This window comes from Neptuniibacter sp. QD37_6 (genome assembly GCF_047778085.1).
Lineage (GTDB): Bacteria > Pseudomonadota > Gammaproteobacteria > Pseudomonadales > Balneatricaceae > Neptuniibacter.
In genome coordinates this window covers 1,178,468-1,196,479 of sequence record NZ_CP180550.1, presented here as the reverse complement: position 1 = coordinate 1,196,479, position 18,012 = coordinate 1,178,468, and the positions used below count along the sequence as shown (strand labels likewise).

Below are 18,012 nucleotides of genomic sequence, written 5' to 3'. Positions count from 1 at the left end.
ATCAATGTTACTGATCAGATTCTAAAGCGCGCTCAACAAGCTCAGTATTAAGCTTCTTCTTGCCCTCGGCACCAAGGCTTTGCAGCATGGTCACTTGGCTCACCAAATTACCACGCCCCGTTGATAGCCGCTTATTCGCGGTATCAAAAGCTGCTTGCGTTCTTTGCAGGTTACGCCCTACTTCATCCAAAGCGTCAATAAAGCCAACGAATTTGTCGTACAGCTCACCGCCTCTGCGGGCGATCTCTTGAGCATTTTGATTCTGATGCTCGTAACGCCAGATATTGTGGATAGTTCTTAACGTCACCATCAATGTCGCAGGGCTTACCAACATAATGTTGCGATCAAACGCTTCTTTAAACAGATTAGGTTCTTTCTCTAATGCCAACAAGAAAGCGCCTTCGACTGGGATAAACAAAAGCACGAAATCTAGAGAGCGGATACCCTCTAACCCTTGGTAAGCTTTGTCACTTAGCCCTTTAATATGACCGCGCATCGAGATCAAATGCTCACGCAACATGCGCTCACGCAAATCTTTATCTTCAGTTGAGCAGTATTGTTCGTAAGCCGTAAGGGAAACCTTCGAGTCGACGATGACATCTTTACCATCCGGCAGATGAATCACCGCATCAGGCTGGTAGCGTTTACCTTGAACAGATGCTGATACTTGCAGCTCAAACTCGTAGCCTTTACGTAAACCCGATTCCTCTAGGGCCCGCTCTAAAACAACTTCACCCCAGTTGCCCTGAGTTTTGTTTTCGCCTTTCAGGGCTTGGGTTAGATTGATCGCATCTTCACTCATCTGCTGGTTAAGCTGTTTTAAGTGAGATATCTGCTCATAGAGGGCACGACGATCTTTGGACTCTTTATCGTAAACGTCTTCAACACGACGTTTAAACTCACCCAACTGCTCTTTCAGGGGCGTCAGCAGGTGTCCCATATTCTCTTGGTTGCTCTGAGTAAATCGTTGAGCTTTCTCTTCAAAAATACGGTTCGCGAGATTTTGGAACTCTTGCTTTAACTGTTGGCGCGCTTGTTCTAACACTTGAAGCTTTTCAGAATGCGCTTCTTGAGTCGCCTCATATCTCGCTTCGAGATCCGCAATCACTTCATTCCGATCTGCCAACTCAAATTTGGTTTGCTCTAAGCGTTTATCAAGCTGATGTTTTTCTGTAAGAGTGTCACGCAGTCTTGGTTCTAGCGCGTGCAGGCGCTCTTCGATACGTGCTTTTTGGATAGATACTTCATGATAGGCAGATTGCTGCGCGGCCAACTCAGTTTCGAGTTTCGCCTTTAACGAGATTATTTTGGTCTCGCTTTCAGCAACCTGCTGTAAGAGGTCTTCTTTTTGGGAAGTCAGATGCCTGTATATAAAGAAGAACAGGCATCCTGTAATCAATACGCCCAGCAGCAAACTATTCAGATCAAATGAAGCTAGCAGCTCAGGCATATAAAATTACCAATAGAGATATAAAACGACTAGGGAAACCGCAGAAATAATCGATGACATAAACAGCGTTTTCAACTCACCCAGCATCGGCTGAAGAATAACTAAATGAACCACTGGGAAAGTGATAAACATACATAGCAGTGGGATCCACCAGTCTAGGTTGCTGAAACCGTACGCCATAGAGAACAGCAATGCGACAGCAGCAAGGTTACCCGCCATAACAATCGTCATCAAACCGTTACGCTTATGCGCGAATTCAGGCTTATCCTCTTCAGGTAGTTTATTGATAGCACCAGCGCTTAACGCACCAGACATAGAGAACACACCTGAAACTAGAAAAATGATAAGAGGATCGATACTAGGCACACTAAACTCCAGAACATTGTGGATCATTTAATAACTACGCCCATGACAGATCTTTTTTCAGGCGCTCATGGCGGGCTATTGTAAGGCTTTTCAGGCCCACTGTTAAGAAATGGCTCCCTTTTGCATCTATTATTAGATGAGATTAAAATCCCGCCTCAATTCCATGTACACGGATTTTTAATGCAGGTTTTCAAAAGCTTACGCAAACTGCTCAACCGTCATTTCAAGAACATGAAATGGCAGGCTGTATTGGCGCTGCTTCTATTATATGGCCTAAGTAGCTGGTTGCTTTTGGAATGGGCGGGTGAATCCAACCTCACCGGCTCGGACTACATCTACTGGTTAATCGTAACGGCTTCGACTGTGGGCTACGGAGATCTCTCTCCCGAAACGGCAACAGGCAAAGCATTAGTTGCGTTCTACATTATTCCTTTCGGTCTTGGTCTATTTGCACTCGTCGTCGGTAAGTTTGCTGCATTCAGTGCTTTTCAATGGAGAAAAGGTGTTATGGGTCTTAAAGAGCTCAACCTCTCAAATCATATCGTCGTAGTTGGCTGGAACGAAGTTCGCACCCTGCCTCTTCTTAAACTTCTCCAAACAGAAGCCAAGAACAACCTTAATCGAGAGATCTGTTTGTGCGTCGCCGATGAGATGGAAAATCCGATGCCAGGCCACATCGAATTTGTTCGTACCGTTTCACTAAACGATGATGAAGGCTTAAATCGTGCAAATATTAAAGATGCCTCCACAATCATTATCGATTGTGCGCATGATGATCAAACACTGAGCGCGGCTTTAAATATCTACAATCGCAATCCTCAAGCACACATCATCACCTACTTCAGGGACGAAAGCTTGAGTAACCTGCTCAAACAACACTGCCCTACCATAGAGTGCACGCCATCTGTATCTACAGAGATGTTAGTAAAATCAGCAATGGACCCGGGCTCCAGCATTTTGCATCACGAACTTCTCAACACAACTACAGGTATGACCCAGTTCTCCGTTGTCGTACCTGAAGGTTTGCCAGAGATGTCTGTGCGTGATCTATACGTGCCATTAAAAGAAAATTATGGCGCGACCCTGATCGCTGTTGATCTAGATAACGACGGTAAACCTGAAGTGAACCCTTCACTCGATAAACGCGTTAGATCAGGCTGCACTATTTATTACATCGCACAGTCCCGTTTAAAAGCTTTGGACTGGGCTGCAATTACCCAACTTTCATAGTTTTTAGGAGTCTCGCATGGACGCTCTATTTATCGGGCTAATCAACTTTGCTATCTATTTCGGCCTTTCACTGGTTGCCCTACTACTATTCAAAGTCATCTATACCTTCCTAACTCCTTATGACGATTGGGCACTGGTTAAAGAAAAAAACATGGCTGCAGCCTGCGCGCTTTCCGGTGCAACAATTGGTTTCACCATTGCCCTAGCTAGCGCTATCAGTAACTCCGTATCTTTAATCGATTTTGCTGTATGGGCTGTGGTAGCGCTTGTCGCTCAGTTAATCGCTTATCTAGTTGTACGTTTGTTTATGCCGAAAATCACCCAACGCATCCAAGATGGAGAAACACCTGCCGGTATCGTGCTGGGTGCGGTATCTATTGCTATCGGTATCCTTAATGCTGCCTCTATGACCTACTAAGGAGGCATCAGGGATGAAACGTACAAAAATCAACCATCTGCAAAAAAGTGATTTTGCATTTGATGCTAAATGGCTGAAAAACGGACTACGTCTATCAGCTGTCGCTACAGGTGCTGCTTTATTATCCGGCTGTGATTCCGAAGATGGCTACATCTATAGATCGATCAGCGAGTGTGAACTGGATAACCCGGGCTACGACGACAGATGCGAAAGCGCCTATCAAAAAGCCCTAGCAGATTGGAAACGCAGCGCACCTAGATATAATAGTGAGAGCAACTGCGCTTACGATTTTGGTAACCACCAATGCTTTGAATACTCCCCCTACTTTATTCCGCTAATGGCAGGCTTTATGTTGGGTGAAAATCATCGTACAGAGGAAGATTTTGATCTCGACTTTGATCGACCTAGGGGCTTAGGCTATAGCACCCGAAGAGGCACCCCTGCTTTTCACCGTTGGGTAAGCTCATCCGGTGACATGTTTGGTGATTACCATAAGAACAAAGTTAAGGTCAGCTCCTCAGCATTCAAAGGCAGTAAAGGTAGTGCCCGTGTTATGGGGCGCGGTGGTTTTGGTAAAACCATCTCCAGTCGTTCTTACGGCGGTTAACCTGTAGATGCTAAGAGTCACCTGCGCCGAGCGGCCTGATTGGCGCGAAACTGCTGAACAATATGGCTTCCATTTTCATACCATGTATGGGGAGCCATATTGGGATGAATCCGCCTACTATCAATTCTCTCTCGAACAGATAGAACAAGATATTGAAGCACCGACGGCCGAGATTCATCAGATGTGTCTGGCGGTGGTTGAGCATGTGGTAGGTAATGAAGAACTGCTGCGCCGCTTTCAAATCCCGGAAGCCTTTTGGGATGAGATTGCGCGCTCTTGGTTTGCCCGCGAAGATAGCCTCTACAGCCGCATCGATCTTTGTTATGACGGTAAAAGCCCTGCCAAATTCTTAGAGAACAATGCGGATACGCCCACCAGCCTTTATGAAACTGGGTTCTGGCAATGGGTATGGCTTCAGCAACAGGTGGATCGCGGTAAGCTGTCTCGTAATGCTGATCAATTTAACTCCCTGCAAGAGCGACTGATCGAGCGCTTCAAAGCACTCAAAGTTCGCCAGCCTTCTCGCTTACTGCACTTAGCAAGTTGCAAAGACACGATCGAAGATCGTGGTACTGTGCAATATCTACAAGATTGCGCTCAACAAGCTGGCCTACTTAACGATTTCATCTATGTAGAAGATATCGGCATCAATGAAGACCAACGCTTTGTCGATCAGCTAGGCAAACCGATCAACTGGCTATTTAAACTCTACCCTTGGGAGTTTATGCAACGAGAAGAGTACGGTGAATACATTGCTCAAAGCGGTACAACCTTCCTAGAACCGATCTGGAAAAGCTTAGTCTCCAATAAAGCACTACTCCCCTTACTGTGGGAGCTGTTTCCAAATCACCCTAACTTACTACCTGCTTATTTTGAAGATGATCCCCGCGCTGCAGAACTTACGCATTATGTCCGCAAGCCGATCTTCTCGCGTGAAGGGGCCAATATCAGCATCGTTAATCAAGGTGAAGTCATCGCGAAGGCCGAGGGACCCTTCGGTGAAGAGGGATACATCGTTCAAGCTTGCCATCCTCTGCCTAAATTTGGCGACAATCACACCCTAATCGGCAGTTGGTTAATAGACGATCAACCGGCAGGTATATCCCTAAGAGAAGATAAACACCCGATCACACAGGATCTTTCGCGCTTTTTACCACATATCATCCTTTGATCGCTGCTCCTGAGGGAACCTGCTCGGCCATAACGCAGCTATGTCTTTACTCAACTAAGCCAGAAAATGGTATTATGCGCGCAATATTTAGATGACGCCCAAACAAAGCGATTTATTTCGCGTGGTTAGTCACTTTGGGCAAGGCCTTATTATCACCCTCGACAACGTAAAACTAACGCTGCCGAACCTAGATTAGAGACGATTTAAGTGGAATTTTTGGTTAACGAAGCAATTGAAGATTATGCCTTCCAAAGCACTACAGCTGAGCCTGAATTGCTGCAAGAGCTAATCGATGAAACCAACAAAAACATGGGCTGGCCACAAAAGCTATCTGGCCGTTTAGTTGGCAGAACGCTAAAACTTCTTGCTCAGTTGCACCAACCAAAGAACGTACTAGAGATTGGTATGTTCACTGGCTATTCCGCTTTATCCATCGCAGAAGGTATGCCAGAAGATGGCAAGATCATCTGCTGCGAAACGAACCCTCGCGCAATCGACTTTGCCAAAACGTTCTTTGATCGCAGCCCGCATGGCCACAAGATCGAAGTAATCTTCGGTAAAGCAATCGAAACCATCGAAACGCTGGATATGGAGCTAGACTTCACCTTCATCGATGCCGACAAACGCAACTACCTAAACTACTACCACAAGGTTCTAGAAATGACGCGCCCAGGCGGCCTGATCGTTCTAGATAACATGTTGTGGTCTGGCAAAGTATTACAGCCAGAATCTGATATCGATGACGTCTTAGTCGATCTAAACAAAGAGATCGCTGCAGATCCCAATGTAGAAAACCTATTCCTAACCGTCCGCGACGGTATGAATGTGGTACGGAAACTACGTTAATGCGACACCTAGTCAGTGCGATAAATTCAGGCGCTCCTCAGGTAGCACTTAACAGTAACGAAGTTGCACCTGAGGAAAGCTATACAATCGAATCTGCAGATGCGGTGCTAAAGCTTTATCTAGATACCGATGAAAAAGCACCTTTGATGACGGCATTACAACAAGTGCGTAACGCCATTATCGAAGATTTAGACCAAGTAGAAACTGTGGCTGAAATTTACGGTCTGATGTATTGGTTGCTAGCGGATCATGGCGTCGATAATCGCGGCGAATCGTTAGAAGAAACTGCCGACCGATTAGGCGATATCGATATAGAGAACGATACTGATCAATATGGCGAACTGATTTTTCACCTCAAAGATGCCGTAGAACGCTTGTACGATATAGAACTGGATTAACAGCACCGTTGTCCATTTAAGGGAGGCAGTATGCGCAGAGGTCATAAAATACTATGGGCGTGCCTCCTTTTAACGTTCACTTTTGTGATTGCCCTGCCTTTAGCCGCTTACTTTTTCTCCCCAGTTATTGCCCATAAAAGCCTGCAATATTGGTTGGAGCAAAATGACTTTTCCGCTGTTGAACTAGATATGCAAACACCCAGCTGGAACGAGTTGCATATCGCTAATGTAAAACTAGAAAAACACACTCCCACTCAGATCATCAGTTATCAATCCAGCGATATCACTCTGCAGTTTAATCCTTATACACTCTGGCAGGAGCAGCGCCTCAAACTGCTATCGATGCCGCGCTCAGATATAAAAATCACCTATACCACCGAACAGAGTAGTGAGAGCAATGACGACGTAGTAGACCTAAGCCAAGCGCTACCCTCGGTTTGGTTTAATCAGATCCCGATTGATGCCATTCGAATTGGACAAGTGACTTTGGAGTTGGATTACCCAGAAAACCAGAGCGATTGGCAATTTATCGGCGCACTGCTGTTTGAAGACGACAAACTGTATAGCCGAGTTAAAGCGTTAAGAGATGAGAAAGATTTTGGTTGGGGCGACCTCAATCTAAACAAGCTGAATCAGTTTACGTTTCGATTGTTAGAGGAAGAGGAGCCTTTCTTTAATATTGCAGGTGATCTCTCTTTTGATGACAAACTGACCTTAACATCAGCGCAAGAGATCCAACTGGCCGGCTTACAGAGCTGGCGACAAAAACTCGAACTGCACAACCTGCCTATTCCTAAGTTAGAAGGCACGGTCGAATTGCAGGGTAAAATCCACTTCCCGCTACAAACTCGTTTCTCGCCAGATAAACTGTTAAAAAGTATCCAGATCGATCAAACAGGTAAGGCACAAATAACTGCGTTTAACCCTATTCCGTCGCTAGAAAAAGCGTCTGCCGAATTAGAGGGTGCGCTTAAGTTCTCATTGAAAGAAGCGGAGATCACGTTTAACTCCGGCACTAATATACAAGTCCCCGAGCTAAAGCACTCGAGCTTAAAAGCACCGATACAAAACCTGAAAGCGACCCTACAACAGCCACTCGCGATCAAAGCGAATATCGGCCAACTGCTTTTAGATGGTGCCCTTATTCCAGACGTATCACCTCTGCATTTAGATATTGAAGCAGGCGTTTTAGCCCTAGAGGGTATTAATGTTTCGCCTATACGCTCTAAATTAAGCCTCGATTCCATTGATCTAGCTAAAAAGAAAATCTCAGGTTCAATTGCCGTCCCTCAGCTAAGTATTAGCCAAGGTAAAACCACGTTCCCACAATTGAAACTGAGTTCTAAATTCACATGGGATAAAGATCAGTTAAGCAATCGCTATCAGGTATCAAGCAAGGCTCCTATAAAGCTAGACCTGAAAGGCCGTGCAAACACCCACTTAAGTAACGGCCACACTAAGTTTAATTGGTCAGTACAACCGATCAGCTTAAAAGCGATTGATCATTCACTAGAAGCCTATGTCCCTATCCCGAAAGAGCTGAGCGTGCTTAAAGGCACTCTATTCCACAAAGGCAGCGGTCACTTTAAAAACGGCAAGTTCTCAGCACAATTCCACAACAGCATTAGAGCGACAGATCTAAGCTGGGATGAAACCCTAATTGAAGGGCTCAATTTAGATTCAACCTCCCGACTTTCTACCTCAGGTAGATTACGTGATACAGGCAGCATTAAGCTGGATCGGGTTACAACAGGAGTTGAAATCAAAAATGTGCAAACGAATTATCAGTATCAACAGCGAAAAAGCGGTGGCCTGCTTAAACTTAAGGGTATGCAGGCTGAGCTTTTTGAGGGTTTAATTAGCCTCTCAGATTTCGAGTTCAACCCTAGCAAGCCCGATATCACCAGTCAGGTTCAGGTGGAAAATATCGATCTTGGCGCGGTGATGGCGTTGGAAAGACAGCGCGGTTTATCCGGCGAAGGTAAATTAGGAGGCAGCTTCCCTTTAACCTATAAAGATAACGCCTTCACCATTACCGATGGGGTTATTAAAGGTTTACCGCCTGGGGGCAAAATTCTGTTTGAGCCAACCCCAGCAGTACAAGCCTATGCAGCCGCCAATGCTGGCTTAAAAATGGCGATTGAAGCGCTTCAGAATTTTCATTACGAAGCGCTTGATATTGGGCTGAACTATTCAGCCGATGGTACTGCCCTATTAGAAACACGGTTAATGGGCAGTAATCCCGATTGGCAAAATGGCCATCCGGTAGATTTCACGATTAACGTGGAAGAAAATATTCCTAAGTTAATCAAAACATTACAGTTTGCAGATAAATTGACGAAGACAATCGAGAAGCGGTACCGTTAACCTAGATTGAAACCTAATTTGAGGAACAACCATGAAATTAACCCATTTACTCCCACCTTTTGCGTTAGCAATTGCGTTGGCTGGTGTGAGCGGTTGTTCACCCCGCGTAGAAGTCGCGGTTCCTAGCGAACCGATTACCATTAACCTCAATGTTAAAATTGAACATGAGATTCTGGTCAAGGTTGATAGGGAAATTGATGAACTGCTCACAGAAAACAGCGATATTTTTTAAAGGGGTATGATCATGAAACAGTTTCGAACGCTATTCAGCATGATAGCCCTAGCGCTATCAATCATCGCAACACCGGCTTGGGCTATCTCTAAAGATGATGCAAAAGCTCAAGGTCTCATTGGTGAGCGCACTAACGGCTATCTAGGCATAGTAATCTCTAAGCCTACAGGCGATCTACAATCTTTGGTTGATGGCATTAATAAAAAACGCCGTGCAGCTTATGAACAAGGCTCTAAAAAGGCTGGCGTAGAACGTGCTGTATTTGAACTACGCATGGGACAACGTCTTCAGGAGCGCACGCCTACAGGACAATTTATTCAGCTACAAAACGGCAAGTGGCGTAAGAAGTAGTTTTCAAGATTTAGCCGAAGAGACATGCCCCTTCGGCTAATTTTACCACGTAACAGTCGCAACACTTGAAAGGGACGTTCTAATGTCAGCCACTCGCCCAAAACTGATTACAGCGTTAACCGCTACCCTACTCAGTACAGGCAATGCAGTGGCTGAAGGCACTTCAGTTACTGAAGGCTTTCACCCATTAGCAAACAGCACCGAACCTTGGACGCTCAATCTTTATTTTGAGAATGATCTGTTTTCCGAAACAGACCAAAACTACACCAACGGCATTAAAGCTTCTTGGGTATCCCCCAATGTGAGTAATCATCTGGACGATCCCAACCTACCTGAGTGGGTAGGTAAAGTCGCGCCTTACTTACCCCGCTTCGATCCACCCAATCCAACTGGCGAGCCGATACAACGTAATGTTGTCGTCAGCTTAGGTCAGCAAATCTATACCCCTGAAGATCTCGAACGCTTTACCCTTGATCCAAATGATCGTCCCTACGCTGCATGGCTCTATGGTGGGCTGTCTTACCATAGCCGTAGCCGTCGCTCGATGAATACAGCAGAGCTAAATATCGGTATTGTCGGTCCATGGGCTTTAGGAGAAGAAGCGCAAGACTTTATTCATGATCTGCGCGGGTTTAAAAAGTTTAATGGCTGGGATAATCAGCTTAAAAATGAGCCTGGTATTCAGCTTGTTTACGAACATAAACACCGCTTCTTAGAAGGCCCTATTTCTCCACTTTTTGAATACGATACCATCCTTCATGGCGGCGGTAGTCTCGGTAATGTCGTGACCTACCTAAATGCCGGTGCAGAAGTACGTGTCGGTTGGAACCTCCCCCAAGACTTTGGCACATCAGCCCTTCGCAGTGGTGGCGATAATAGCGCCCCAGGTTTAGGCGATGGTCGATACCAGCGGGGTAGTCGCGATAACAATCTGGGTGTTCACGCATTTGTCTCTATGGATGGTCGCTGGGTGTTAAGAGATATCTTCCTTGATGGTAATACCTTTAGAAGCAGCCATTCTGTCGATAAAGAACCTTTAGTTGGCGAAGCAGCAGTAGGCATCGCTGCTTTATATAAGGGCTGGAAACTCTCTTTTGCCAAGGTCCATCGCAGTAAAGAGTTTAAAGGCCAGCCTGACGGCCACGCCTTTGGGTCATTGAGCTTAAGTTACTCTTACAGCTTATAAAGATCACTCTCTACAGAAAACACTGTCACCTTTAATAGACAGTTAAAGTAACTTAACCACTTCGCCAGCTGACATAGGCTTGGCAAAGTAATATCCCTGAAGATATTCGCATCCCATCTGCTTTAGATAATCCGCTTGTTCGAGTAACTCCACGCCCTCAGCGACCAATTCCATCTGTAAGCCTTTAGCCAAACCCACAATCGAGTTAGCAATGCAGCGATCGTTATCAGCATCCGGCAAGCCATCAACAAACGATTTATCGATTTTCAACTTCGTAACCGGCATATGCTTTAAGCGTGATAGAGATGAATAGCCCGTGCCAAAATCATCAATCGCCATGCGAATACCAAGGCTAGATAACGCCTCTAATTGAGAACGAACAAAAGCAGAGTCCTGACCGATCAGTTCCTCAACAATTTCCAACTCGATTTTGCAGGCAGGTAGATCGTGCTCCTGCAGCAAAGAGGCAATCTCTTCGGAAAGCGCCGCGTTATGTAGCTGCTCAGCGGCGATATTCACAGAAATCCAACCGACTGATTTTCCTTCCTGCTCAAATTTAACCAGATCTTCACAGGCTTTTTTCAGCATCAAACTGCCTAAACGTTCCATTAAACCCAGTTTCCGAGCAATCGGTAGGAATTCGCCGGGGGGTATATTGCCTTTATCAGGATGAGGCCAACGCACTAATGCCTCTAACCCCACGATGGTTTCTTTTTCAGCGCAGAATACAGGTTGATAGAAAGGTACGAGTCGAGCTTGTTCTATTGCCTCGACCAGCTCATTTTCGAATGAACGCTTACTTTGTAACTGTACCAACCAGTCTTTAGCAAAATACTGTACGCCTCCACGCGTGCTCTCTTTGGCTCGCCGCATAGCTAGTTCAGCACAACGCATAGGGCTGGAGACAGGTTCACCCTCTATCGGGTAAATAACTACCCCCGTACTGCTACTGACATTTACAAACTCTTCATTACAGATTTTCAGCGGTGTACGACTAATCAGTTTTAATTGATGAGTAAGCGAATTTAATTGCTCAGTCTTTTCAAGATTAGGAATCCATACCGCAAAGGTATCCCCGCCTACCCGTGCCAAACGGCAATCGATCTGGCGGGTTAGTTTTTCCAAGCGTCTAGCAAACGCCACTAGGAGGTGATCAGCTACTGTATGGCCATATTGGTCATTTATAGATGCAAAAGAATCAAGTCCGATCAAAAGCAGCGCACTAGGATTTTCATTTTCCCCAGCCTCATGCTGATTAAAGTCCAAGCGCTTTTGAAACTGGTTGCGCTTTTCTAATCCAGTTAACGGATCATATTGCTCCAGAAACTCAAGTTGGGCACGGTCCCTCAACCACAATTCATGTTCATTAATCATCGAGATATGATCAGCAAGCGATGCTACATACGACATCTCCGCCATATCCCAAACACGCTGATCTCCCACCTGCTCAAGGCAGATTACACCCTGAAGTTTTCCTGAGGAAAAAATCGGAGCATCTAGCATCGAGCAGATATCGTTGGGAATAAGATAAGAGTCAGCAAACTCTTTGGTACGAGAATCGGTGATCGCATTATCAGCATTGATTAAGCGATCTTCCACGATGGCTCTGAAGTATCGAGGGAAATCTTCACGATATAAAGCTGCACCTTGATAATATTGATCCGTTTCATGCAGATACAGAACTTCGCAGACAATCCGCTTAGCATCAGGATCCAACTTCCAAATGCTTACCCTAGAAACATTCAACTGTTCTGCACAGGACTGAATAATATGTTTTAGCTTTGAAATCCTAGGGTATTCAATAAACCCTTCCCCATGACTCAGTACTAATAACGACTTGTGCAGACTAATTAACTTTTCTACCGCTGGCATGCCCCTTCCCTACAGTGAAAGTAACTAACTGATCTATATCTAAAAAATATCAGTGCTACTTACAATAATAGATGAGGATCATACATAACCAAGTGAATTGATGAGAATTACTCAGATCAATGTTGAGAGTATTAAACGTGCATATATGAAAACAAGGTTTCCTAAAATAAACTTTTGTCTATTTTCTATCACAAAATGAGCAAAAAACGGGTATCATTAGCCACTTTTTGAGCACACCATAATCAACTGATCACAGGTAAGTTTAAAATGCCGACACAGAATCAGGCTCCGCTTTCCGTTTTGGAGCAAAAAGATGCCTTTATAGCGCGTCACATTGGACCTTCCGCAGCCGAGCAACAAGCGATGCTTGCCGAGCTTGATGTAACTGATATGGATCAGTTGATCAGCCAAACCGTACCTGAGTCTATCCAGCTCAAGTCACCGATTGGCCTACCAGAAAGCCGCTCTGAAGATGAGGTACTTGCGTACCTAAAATCTGTTGCGCAAAAGAACAAAGTAAACACATCCATGATCGGTATGGGTTATACCGACACTATCGTGCCAAACGTTATTCTACGTAACGTTTTGGAAAATCCAGGTTGGTACACGGCTTACACACCATACCAACCAGAAGTTTCTCAAGGCCGTTTGGAAGCGATCCTTAACTTCCAAACCATGGTGCTAGACCTAACTGGCCTAGACCTTGCCAACGCTTCCCTTCTAGATGAAGCAACGGCTGCCGCTGAAGCTATGACGCTATGTAAGCGTATGTCTAAAGCGAAGAAAGCGAACACATTCCTAATCGATAGCAATGTTCACCCGCAGAGCATCAGCGTTATCCAAACACGTGCTGAGCCGCTAGGTTACGAAGTGATCGTAGGTGACGTAAGCGAGTTGATCGATCAGCACGAAGTATTCGGTGTACTTGTTCAGTACCCAGGTACTTACGGTGACGTAAATGACTACGCTGAGCTAATCGAAAAAGTTCACAGCAAAAAAGCGCTATTCTGTGCAGCTGCAGACATCATGAGCTTGATCATGCTGAAATCACCAGGCGAGCTAGGTGCAGACGTTGTATTCGGTTCTGCTCAGCGCTTTGGTGTACCAATGGGTTACGGTGGTCCACACGCGGCATTCTTCGCAACTCGTGATGCGTACAAGCGTTCTGTTCCTGGCCGTATCATTGGTGTTTCTGTCGATACACGCGGTAACAAAGCACTGCGTATGGCGATGCAAACACGTGAGCAGCATATCCGTCGTGAGAAAGCGACATCTAACATCTGTACTGCTCAGGTTCTACTTGCCAACATGGCAGGCTTCTACGCGGTTTATCACGGCCCACAAGGTCTTAAAACAATCGCTAGCCGCATCAACCGTCTAACAACGATTCTTGCGAAAGGCCTACAGGCTAAAGGCGTTCAGCTACTTAACAACAGCTGGTTCGATACTCTATCTATTCAGCTAGATAACGCTGAAGAGGTTTACCAAGCAGCACTAGATGCTGGTATCAACCTACGTAAAATCAGCGATAACAAGCTGGGTATGACCTGTGATGAGTGCACTAACCGCGACATCATCAATACCCTTTGGGATTGCATCCTAGGTGCAGGTCACGGTCTAGACCTAGACAGCATCGATGCCGAGATCTCCGCATCTGGTGAAACATCGTTTGATGAAGCACTAGTACGTGAATCTGAGATTCTTCAGCACCCAGTATTCAACAGCTACCACAGCGAAACAGAGATGCTTCGCTACCTTAAGAAGCTGGAAAACAAAGATATCTCCCTTGCTCACAGCATGATCGCACTTGGCTCTTGTACTATGAAGCTAAACGCTACTGCTGAAATGATCCCAGTGACATGGCCTGAATTTGGTCAGATCCACCCGTTCGCACCAATGGATCAAGCGCAAGGTTACAAGCAGCTAATCACTGAGCTAGAAGATCAGCTAAAAGAGATCACTGGCTTTGATGCGATCTGCATGCAGCCAAACTCTGGCGCACAAGGTGAGTACGCGGGCCTATTGGCGATCCGTAACTACCACCAGTCAAACGGTGAAGCGCACCGTAACATCTGCCTAATTCCAACATCTGCACACGGTACTAACCCAGCATCAGCAGCACTGGCTGATATGAAAGTAGTACTAACGGCATGTGATGAAAACGGTAACGTAGATGTAGCTGACCTACGCGCTAAAGCAGAACAGCACAAAGATGACCTATCTTGCCTAATGATCACTTACCCATCTACACACGGGGTATATGAGGAAGATATCCGCGAGATCTGCCAGATCGTTCACGATAACGGTGGTCAGGTTTACATGGATGGTGCCAACCTGAATGCTCAGGTAGCGATCAGCCAGCCAGCAGAGATCGGTGCAGACGTATCGCACATGAACCTGCACAAAACATTCTGTATCCCACACGGTGGCGGTGGTCCAGGCATGGGCCCTATCGGTGTTAAAGCGCACTTGGCACCGTTTGTGGCTAACCACCCAGTACAACAGATCGAAGGCCCTAAAGCTGAGAACGGCGCAGTATCTGCTGCACCTTGGGGTAGCGCGTCTATCCTACCTATCTCTTGGGTTTACATCGCACTAATGGGCGGCACAGGTCTACGCGCGGCAACAGAGAACGCGATCCTAAACGCTAACTACCTAGCGAAGAAACTGGGCGAAGACTACCCAGTACTTTACTCAGGTCGTAACGGCCGTGTTGCACACGAGTGCATCATCGACATGCGTCCACTTAAAGAAGCGTCTGGCATCACAGAAGAAGACGTAGCTAAGCGTTTGATGGACTTTGGCTTCCACGCTCCAACAATGTCCTTCCCTGTGGCTGGCACATTGATGATCGAGCCAACGGAATCTGAATCTAAAGCTGAGCTAGATCGCTTTATCGAAGCGATGAGCACAATCCGCGAAGAGATTCGTCAGGTTGAAGCAAATGAGATCGACGGCGAAAACAACCCTCTACGTAATGCGCCACACACTATGGCAGACATTATCGATTCTGAGTGGAACCGCCCTTACTCACTTGAAACAGCAGCCTTCCCTGCTGATCACCTGAAAGGCAGCAAGATCTGGCCAACGGTAAACCGTATCGACAACGTATACGGCGACCGTAACTTGTTCTGTTCTTGTATTCCAGTTGAAGATTACGCTGAGTAATTAATAAAGCAGTCTAAAACTAAAAATGCCGCATCTGATGCGGCATTTTTTTTGGTAAGGTGGAATCAAGTTTTCTAGTCGCTTGCTCACAATAGGGTGGATTTAATAGAAAAACCTAAACAATGCGCAATGTAAAACCTGACCACATTTCTTCTGCACCACCTAATAGCAACACCTCTTATACTTTTTACCACTTCCACAAAAGCACTTATCATTACGTCCGATTTTCTTTTGAGGCCTTATATAAGTTTCAAAATGAGTTAACGGCTTTGGATTATGCATATGATATGTTCGCTCATCCAACTCAAGTGAACTTTCCCAAAGATAATCTTGATCAATACCAAACCTAATCTCTTCAGTCTGTGGGCATATACACAACCCTAGCCACCGATTCTTACGTTCTTTATATTTACGATTTTCACAATGAATAAGAAGCCTTCTGTATGCATCATCATATGTATCTGAATTGATATGGATAGTCATACCATATTCATCATGTGGCATTATTGTGAAATCATGAGGTTGTCCGTCAACCTTGGCTCTACGTAGAATTTCCGAAAAATAACGGTTGAAGCTAGCTTGATCTTTAGGATAGAGCTGCAATAAAAACAAACCAAATTGAATTCCTTCAGGAACACTATGAACATCAATGGATTTAATGAGCTTTTGTATCGGTGAATCTAATTTCTCAGTCAGCAGACCTTCTGGAGTTTCCTTACCTGGATAGCCTTCTCTTCTAGCGAGTAATGCAATACCAACTGGTATGGCTGTATGACCACCTAATAATAAAAGAGGAGCATTGTCTGATTTAACATGTCGCAGGCCCGCAGTTAGATGCATAGCAAAAACAGCTAACTCTTCTTGTGAAACTACCGACCGCCTATTGTTTACTCTCAAATTTATATAATTGAGGAAATGTAGAGGACTTGTTAAAAATTCACTGATTACATCTAAAAAAAATACATCCATTACATAAGGTGGTTGTACTGCATCTCTAGATTTAGTTATGAGGTAATGATCAACTTGGGAATTCAATGAAGGATAATGGTCAGAAATTACGCAAACGGGGTAAATGTGTTTTAACTTTTTCTTGAGTATGAGCTCCTCCCCCGTATCCTTAATTAGACGGTACTGATTCGATATCAATGATTCGGCACAGCTAAAAGCTTGATTATATGCAGCTTGAACTGCTTGCGAAAAATCCTTTGTTAAAGCATCTTCATTCCCTTGCTTAGCCTTCAAAGTCAAACGCTTCGACTTGGCTTGAAGGACAATAGCTAAATCGCCATAAATGACAAGTACGTCAATTTCATCAACTGTTTTCTTTTTCGATTTTTCAACAATTACGTTTCTGTAGACTCGATTCTTCCCGAATACCCGTTCTAACCTTTCTGCCGAAAACTCTTCAGTAAATGCTCCTCTATTAGCAACAAAATGACTGTAATAACTTTTATCTTTTATGAGCCAATAAAATGGGGCCTCATACAAAGCGGCATATAAGCTCGCAATTTCTAACACGATATACTGGCCATTACTGCGAAGAATTGGTTGCGCCTCTATGGGGTTAAAATCAGTAGCAAAGGTATAAGATGTTGTAATTAAAGTCTCATCAATAGTAAAAACAGCCAAAAATGCCTCTACAATTTCGGAGTTTTCACCTGATTCATTTACGATGTCAGTAAGGGAGAAGGAGTAAAATGGGAGAAGCGAGTGAGTATAATTTTCGACATCTATCGTATCTGAAAAACTGCTACCAACTCTTGTATTTAGAAGATTAAAAATACTCTTCGATACATTGGCAGCTTGCTCAATAGTAAAGCCTTTATTTTCGATAAACCATTGTTGATCGTTGGTATATCGCTTTTGAGATAGATCTAGATATTGACTGCCATAAGCAGACTCTCCTGAATAAAAAATAGCCTCTTTTAGCCATTGCCGACCTTTACACAGACCATCCTCAGTTTGCCTTTCTGTTTCTTCAAGAATTGAGACATGAAGATCCTTCAGTAATTCCTCTGCTTTAGAACACAGTAAATTTATTTCTTCGATATGAATATCTTCATCCCACTTCCCTCCTTTCAGCATTAAAGAAATTAGGAGAGAAATCTCTGTGCGCACTAAAGAATTATCAGAAAATTTCTGAGAAAAATTTTCATAAGTTAACTGTTCGTTAAAGCTTATTCCGTTATTACGTAGGCAAAGTTTAGCTACAGCATGAATAAAACCAGATGATTTACAAAGCACTTCAAGCTCAGCAAAAACTTTAGCTTCTGGGCGTGTAAAAGGTAATCTCTCAGCAAGAGCATCAGGATAACTAGGCATTAAACAAACTTTCCATGGTGTAATAAAT

General features: G+C 44.7%; 15 protein-coding genes. 11 read left to right on the top strand and 4 right to left on the bottom strand.

Annotation, left to right across the window (positions count from 1 at the left end):
* Positions 1-7: 7 nt before the first annotated feature.
* Together rmuC and ACMXYO_RS05450 are read right to left on the bottom strand one after the other, a co-directional pair.
* Positions 8-1,450 (bottom strand): DNA recombination protein RmuC, encoded by a 1,443-nt coding sequence (gene rmuC, locus ACMXYO_RS05455; protein ID WP_415887525.1) that lies wholly within the window; start codon positions 1,448-1,450, stop codon positions 8-10.
* 6 nt (positions 1,451-1,456) lie between these two features.
* Complete coding sequence (locus ACMXYO_RS05450; protein ID WP_415887523.1) at positions 1,457-1,843, bottom strand: hypothetical protein; 387 nt, start codon at positions 1,841-1,843, stop codon at positions 1,457-1,459.
* Between the two features lie 153 nt (positions 1,844-1,996).
* On the opposite strand from ACMXYO_RS05450, the gene ACMXYO_RS05445 reads away from it, so the two are divergent.
* From ACMXYO_RS05445 to ACMXYO_RS05400, 10 genes are all read left to right on the top strand, one after another.
* Complete coding sequence (locus ACMXYO_RS05445) at positions 1,997-3,046, top strand: ion channel (protein ID WP_415887522.1); 1,050 nt, start codon at positions 1,997-1,999, stop codon at positions 3,044-3,046.
* 16 nt (positions 3,047-3,062) lie between these two features.
* Complete coding sequence (locus tag ACMXYO_RS05440) at positions 3,063-3,464, top strand: DUF350 domain-containing protein (RefSeq protein WP_415887521.1); 402 nt, start codon at positions 3,063-3,065, stop codon at positions 3,462-3,464.
* Between the two features lie 13 nt (positions 3,465-3,477).
* Positions 3,478-4,071: a DUF1190 domain-containing protein gene (locus ACMXYO_RS05435; protein ID WP_415887519.1), complete on the top strand. Its 594-nt coding sequence runs from the start codon at positions 3,478-3,480 to the stop codon at positions 4,069-4,071.
* 7 nt (positions 4,072-4,078) lie between these two features.
* Positions 4,079-5,242, top strand: coding sequence for a glutathionylspermidine synthase family protein (locus tag ACMXYO_RS05430; RefSeq protein WP_415887517.1), 1,164 nt, complete (start codon positions 4,079-4,081; stop codon positions 5,240-5,242).
* Between the two features lie 207 nt (positions 5,243-5,449).
* Complete coding sequence (locus ACMXYO_RS05425; protein ID WP_415887516.1) at positions 5,450-6,088, top strand: O-methyltransferase; 639 nt, start codon at positions 5,450-5,452, stop codon at positions 6,086-6,088.
* Entirely contained in the window at positions 6,088-6,486 is a 399-nt protein-coding gene (locus ACMXYO_RS05420) for a hypothetical protein (protein WP_415887514.1), read from the top strand. Before ACMXYO_RS05425 ends, ACMXYO_RS05420 begins: the two co-directional genes overlap by 1 nt.
* 30 nt (positions 6,487-6,516) lie before the next feature.
* Positions 6,517-8,853 (top strand): YdbH domain-containing protein, encoded by a 2,337-nt coding sequence (locus ACMXYO_RS05415; RefSeq protein WP_415887513.1) that lies wholly within the window; start codon positions 6,517-6,519, stop codon positions 8,851-8,853.
* 31 nt (positions 8,854-8,884) lie between these two features.
* Entirely contained in the window at positions 8,885-9,085 is a 201-nt protein-coding gene (locus tag ACMXYO_RS05410; protein ID WP_415881781.1) for a YnbE family lipoprotein, read from the top strand.
* Between the two features lie 12 nt (positions 9,086-9,097).
* Positions 9,098-9,436, top strand: coding sequence for a YdbL family protein (locus tag ACMXYO_RS05405; RefSeq protein ID WP_415887512.1), 339 nt, complete (start codon positions 9,098-9,100; stop codon positions 9,434-9,436).
* An 82-nt stretch (positions 9,437-9,518) separates the two neighbouring features.
* Positions 9,519-10,622, top strand: coding sequence for a lipid A deacylase LpxR family protein (locus tag ACMXYO_RS05400; RefSeq protein ID WP_415887511.1), 1,104 nt, complete (start codon positions 9,519-9,521; stop codon positions 10,620-10,622).
* Positions 10,623-10,664: 42 nt separating this feature from the next.
* On the opposite strand, the gene ACMXYO_RS05395 is transcribed toward ACMXYO_RS05400, so the two are convergent.
* A complete protein-coding gene (locus ACMXYO_RS05395; RefSeq protein ID WP_415887510.1) occupies positions 10,665-12,494 on the bottom strand; it encodes an EAL domain-containing protein in 1,830 nt (609 codons plus the stop codon).
* A gap of 267 nt (positions 12,495-12,761) precedes the next feature.
* On the opposite strand from ACMXYO_RS05395, the gene gcvP reads away from it, so the two are divergent.
* Positions 12,762-15,662, top strand: coding sequence for an aminomethyl-transferring glycine dehydrogenase (gene gcvP / locus ACMXYO_RS05390; protein WP_415887508.1), 2,901 nt, complete (start codon positions 12,762-12,764; stop codon positions 15,660-15,662).
* A gap of 162 nt (positions 15,663-15,824) precedes the next feature.
* Here gcvP and ACMXYO_RS05385 read toward each other — a convergent pair whose 3' ends face one another.
* Positions 15,825-17,984, bottom strand: a complete 2,160-nt coding sequence (locus ACMXYO_RS05385) for an SEC-C metal-binding domain-containing protein (protein WP_415887506.1) — start codon at positions 17,982-17,984, stop codon at positions 15,825-15,827.
* Positions 17,985-18,012: the final 28 nt, after the last annotated feature.

Coding starts and splice junctions, on each gene's coding strand:
- rmuC (WP_415887525.1), bottom strand. CDS start 1,450: ATGCCTGAGCTGCTAGCTTCATTTGATCTGAATAGTTTGCTGCTGGGC.
- ACMXYO_RS05450 (WP_415887523.1), bottom strand. CDS start 1,843: ATGATCCACAATGTTCTGGAGTTTAGTGTGCCTAGTATCGATCCTCTT.
- ACMXYO_RS05445 (WP_415887522.1), top strand. CDS start 1,997: ATGCAGGTTTTCAAAAGCTTACGCAAACTGCTCAACCGTCATTTCAAG.
- ACMXYO_RS05440 (WP_415887521.1), top strand. CDS start 3,063: ATGGACGCTCTATTTATCGGGCTAATCAACTTTGCTATCTATTTCGGC.
- ACMXYO_RS05435 (WP_415887519.1), top strand. CDS start 3,478: ATGAAACGTACAAAAATCAACCATCTGCAAAAAAGTGATTTTGCATTT.
- ACMXYO_RS05430 (WP_415887517.1), top strand. CDS start 4,079: ATGCTAAGAGTCACCTGCGCCGAGCGGCCTGATTGGCGCGAAACTGCT.
- ACMXYO_RS05420 (WP_415887514.1), top strand. CDS start 6,088: ATGCGACACCTAGTCAGTGCGATAAATTCAGGCGCTCCTCAGGTAGCA.
- ACMXYO_RS05415 (WP_415887513.1), top strand. CDS start 6,517: ATGCGCAGAGGTCATAAAATACTATGGGCGTGCCTCCTTTTAACGTTC.
- ACMXYO_RS05410 (WP_415881781.1), top strand. CDS start 8,885: ATGAAATTAACCCATTTACTCCCACCTTTTGCGTTAGCAATTGCGTTG.
- ACMXYO_RS05405 (WP_415887512.1), top strand. CDS start 9,098: ATGAAACAGTTTCGAACGCTATTCAGCATGATAGCCCTAGCGCTATCA.
- ACMXYO_RS05400 (WP_415887511.1), top strand. CDS start 9,519: ATGTCAGCCACTCGCCCAAAACTGATTACAGCGTTAACCGCTACCCTA.
- ACMXYO_RS05395 (WP_415887510.1), bottom strand. CDS start 12,494: ATGCCAGCGGTAGAAAAGTTAATTAGTCTGCACAAGTCGTTATTAGTA.
- gcvP (WP_415887508.1), top strand. CDS start 12,762: ATGCCGACACAGAATCAGGCTCCGCTTTCCGTTTTGGAGCAAAAAGAT.
- ACMXYO_RS05385 (WP_415887506.1), bottom strand. CDS start 17,984: ATGCCTAGTTATCCTGATGCTCTTGCTGAGAGATTACCTTTTACACGC.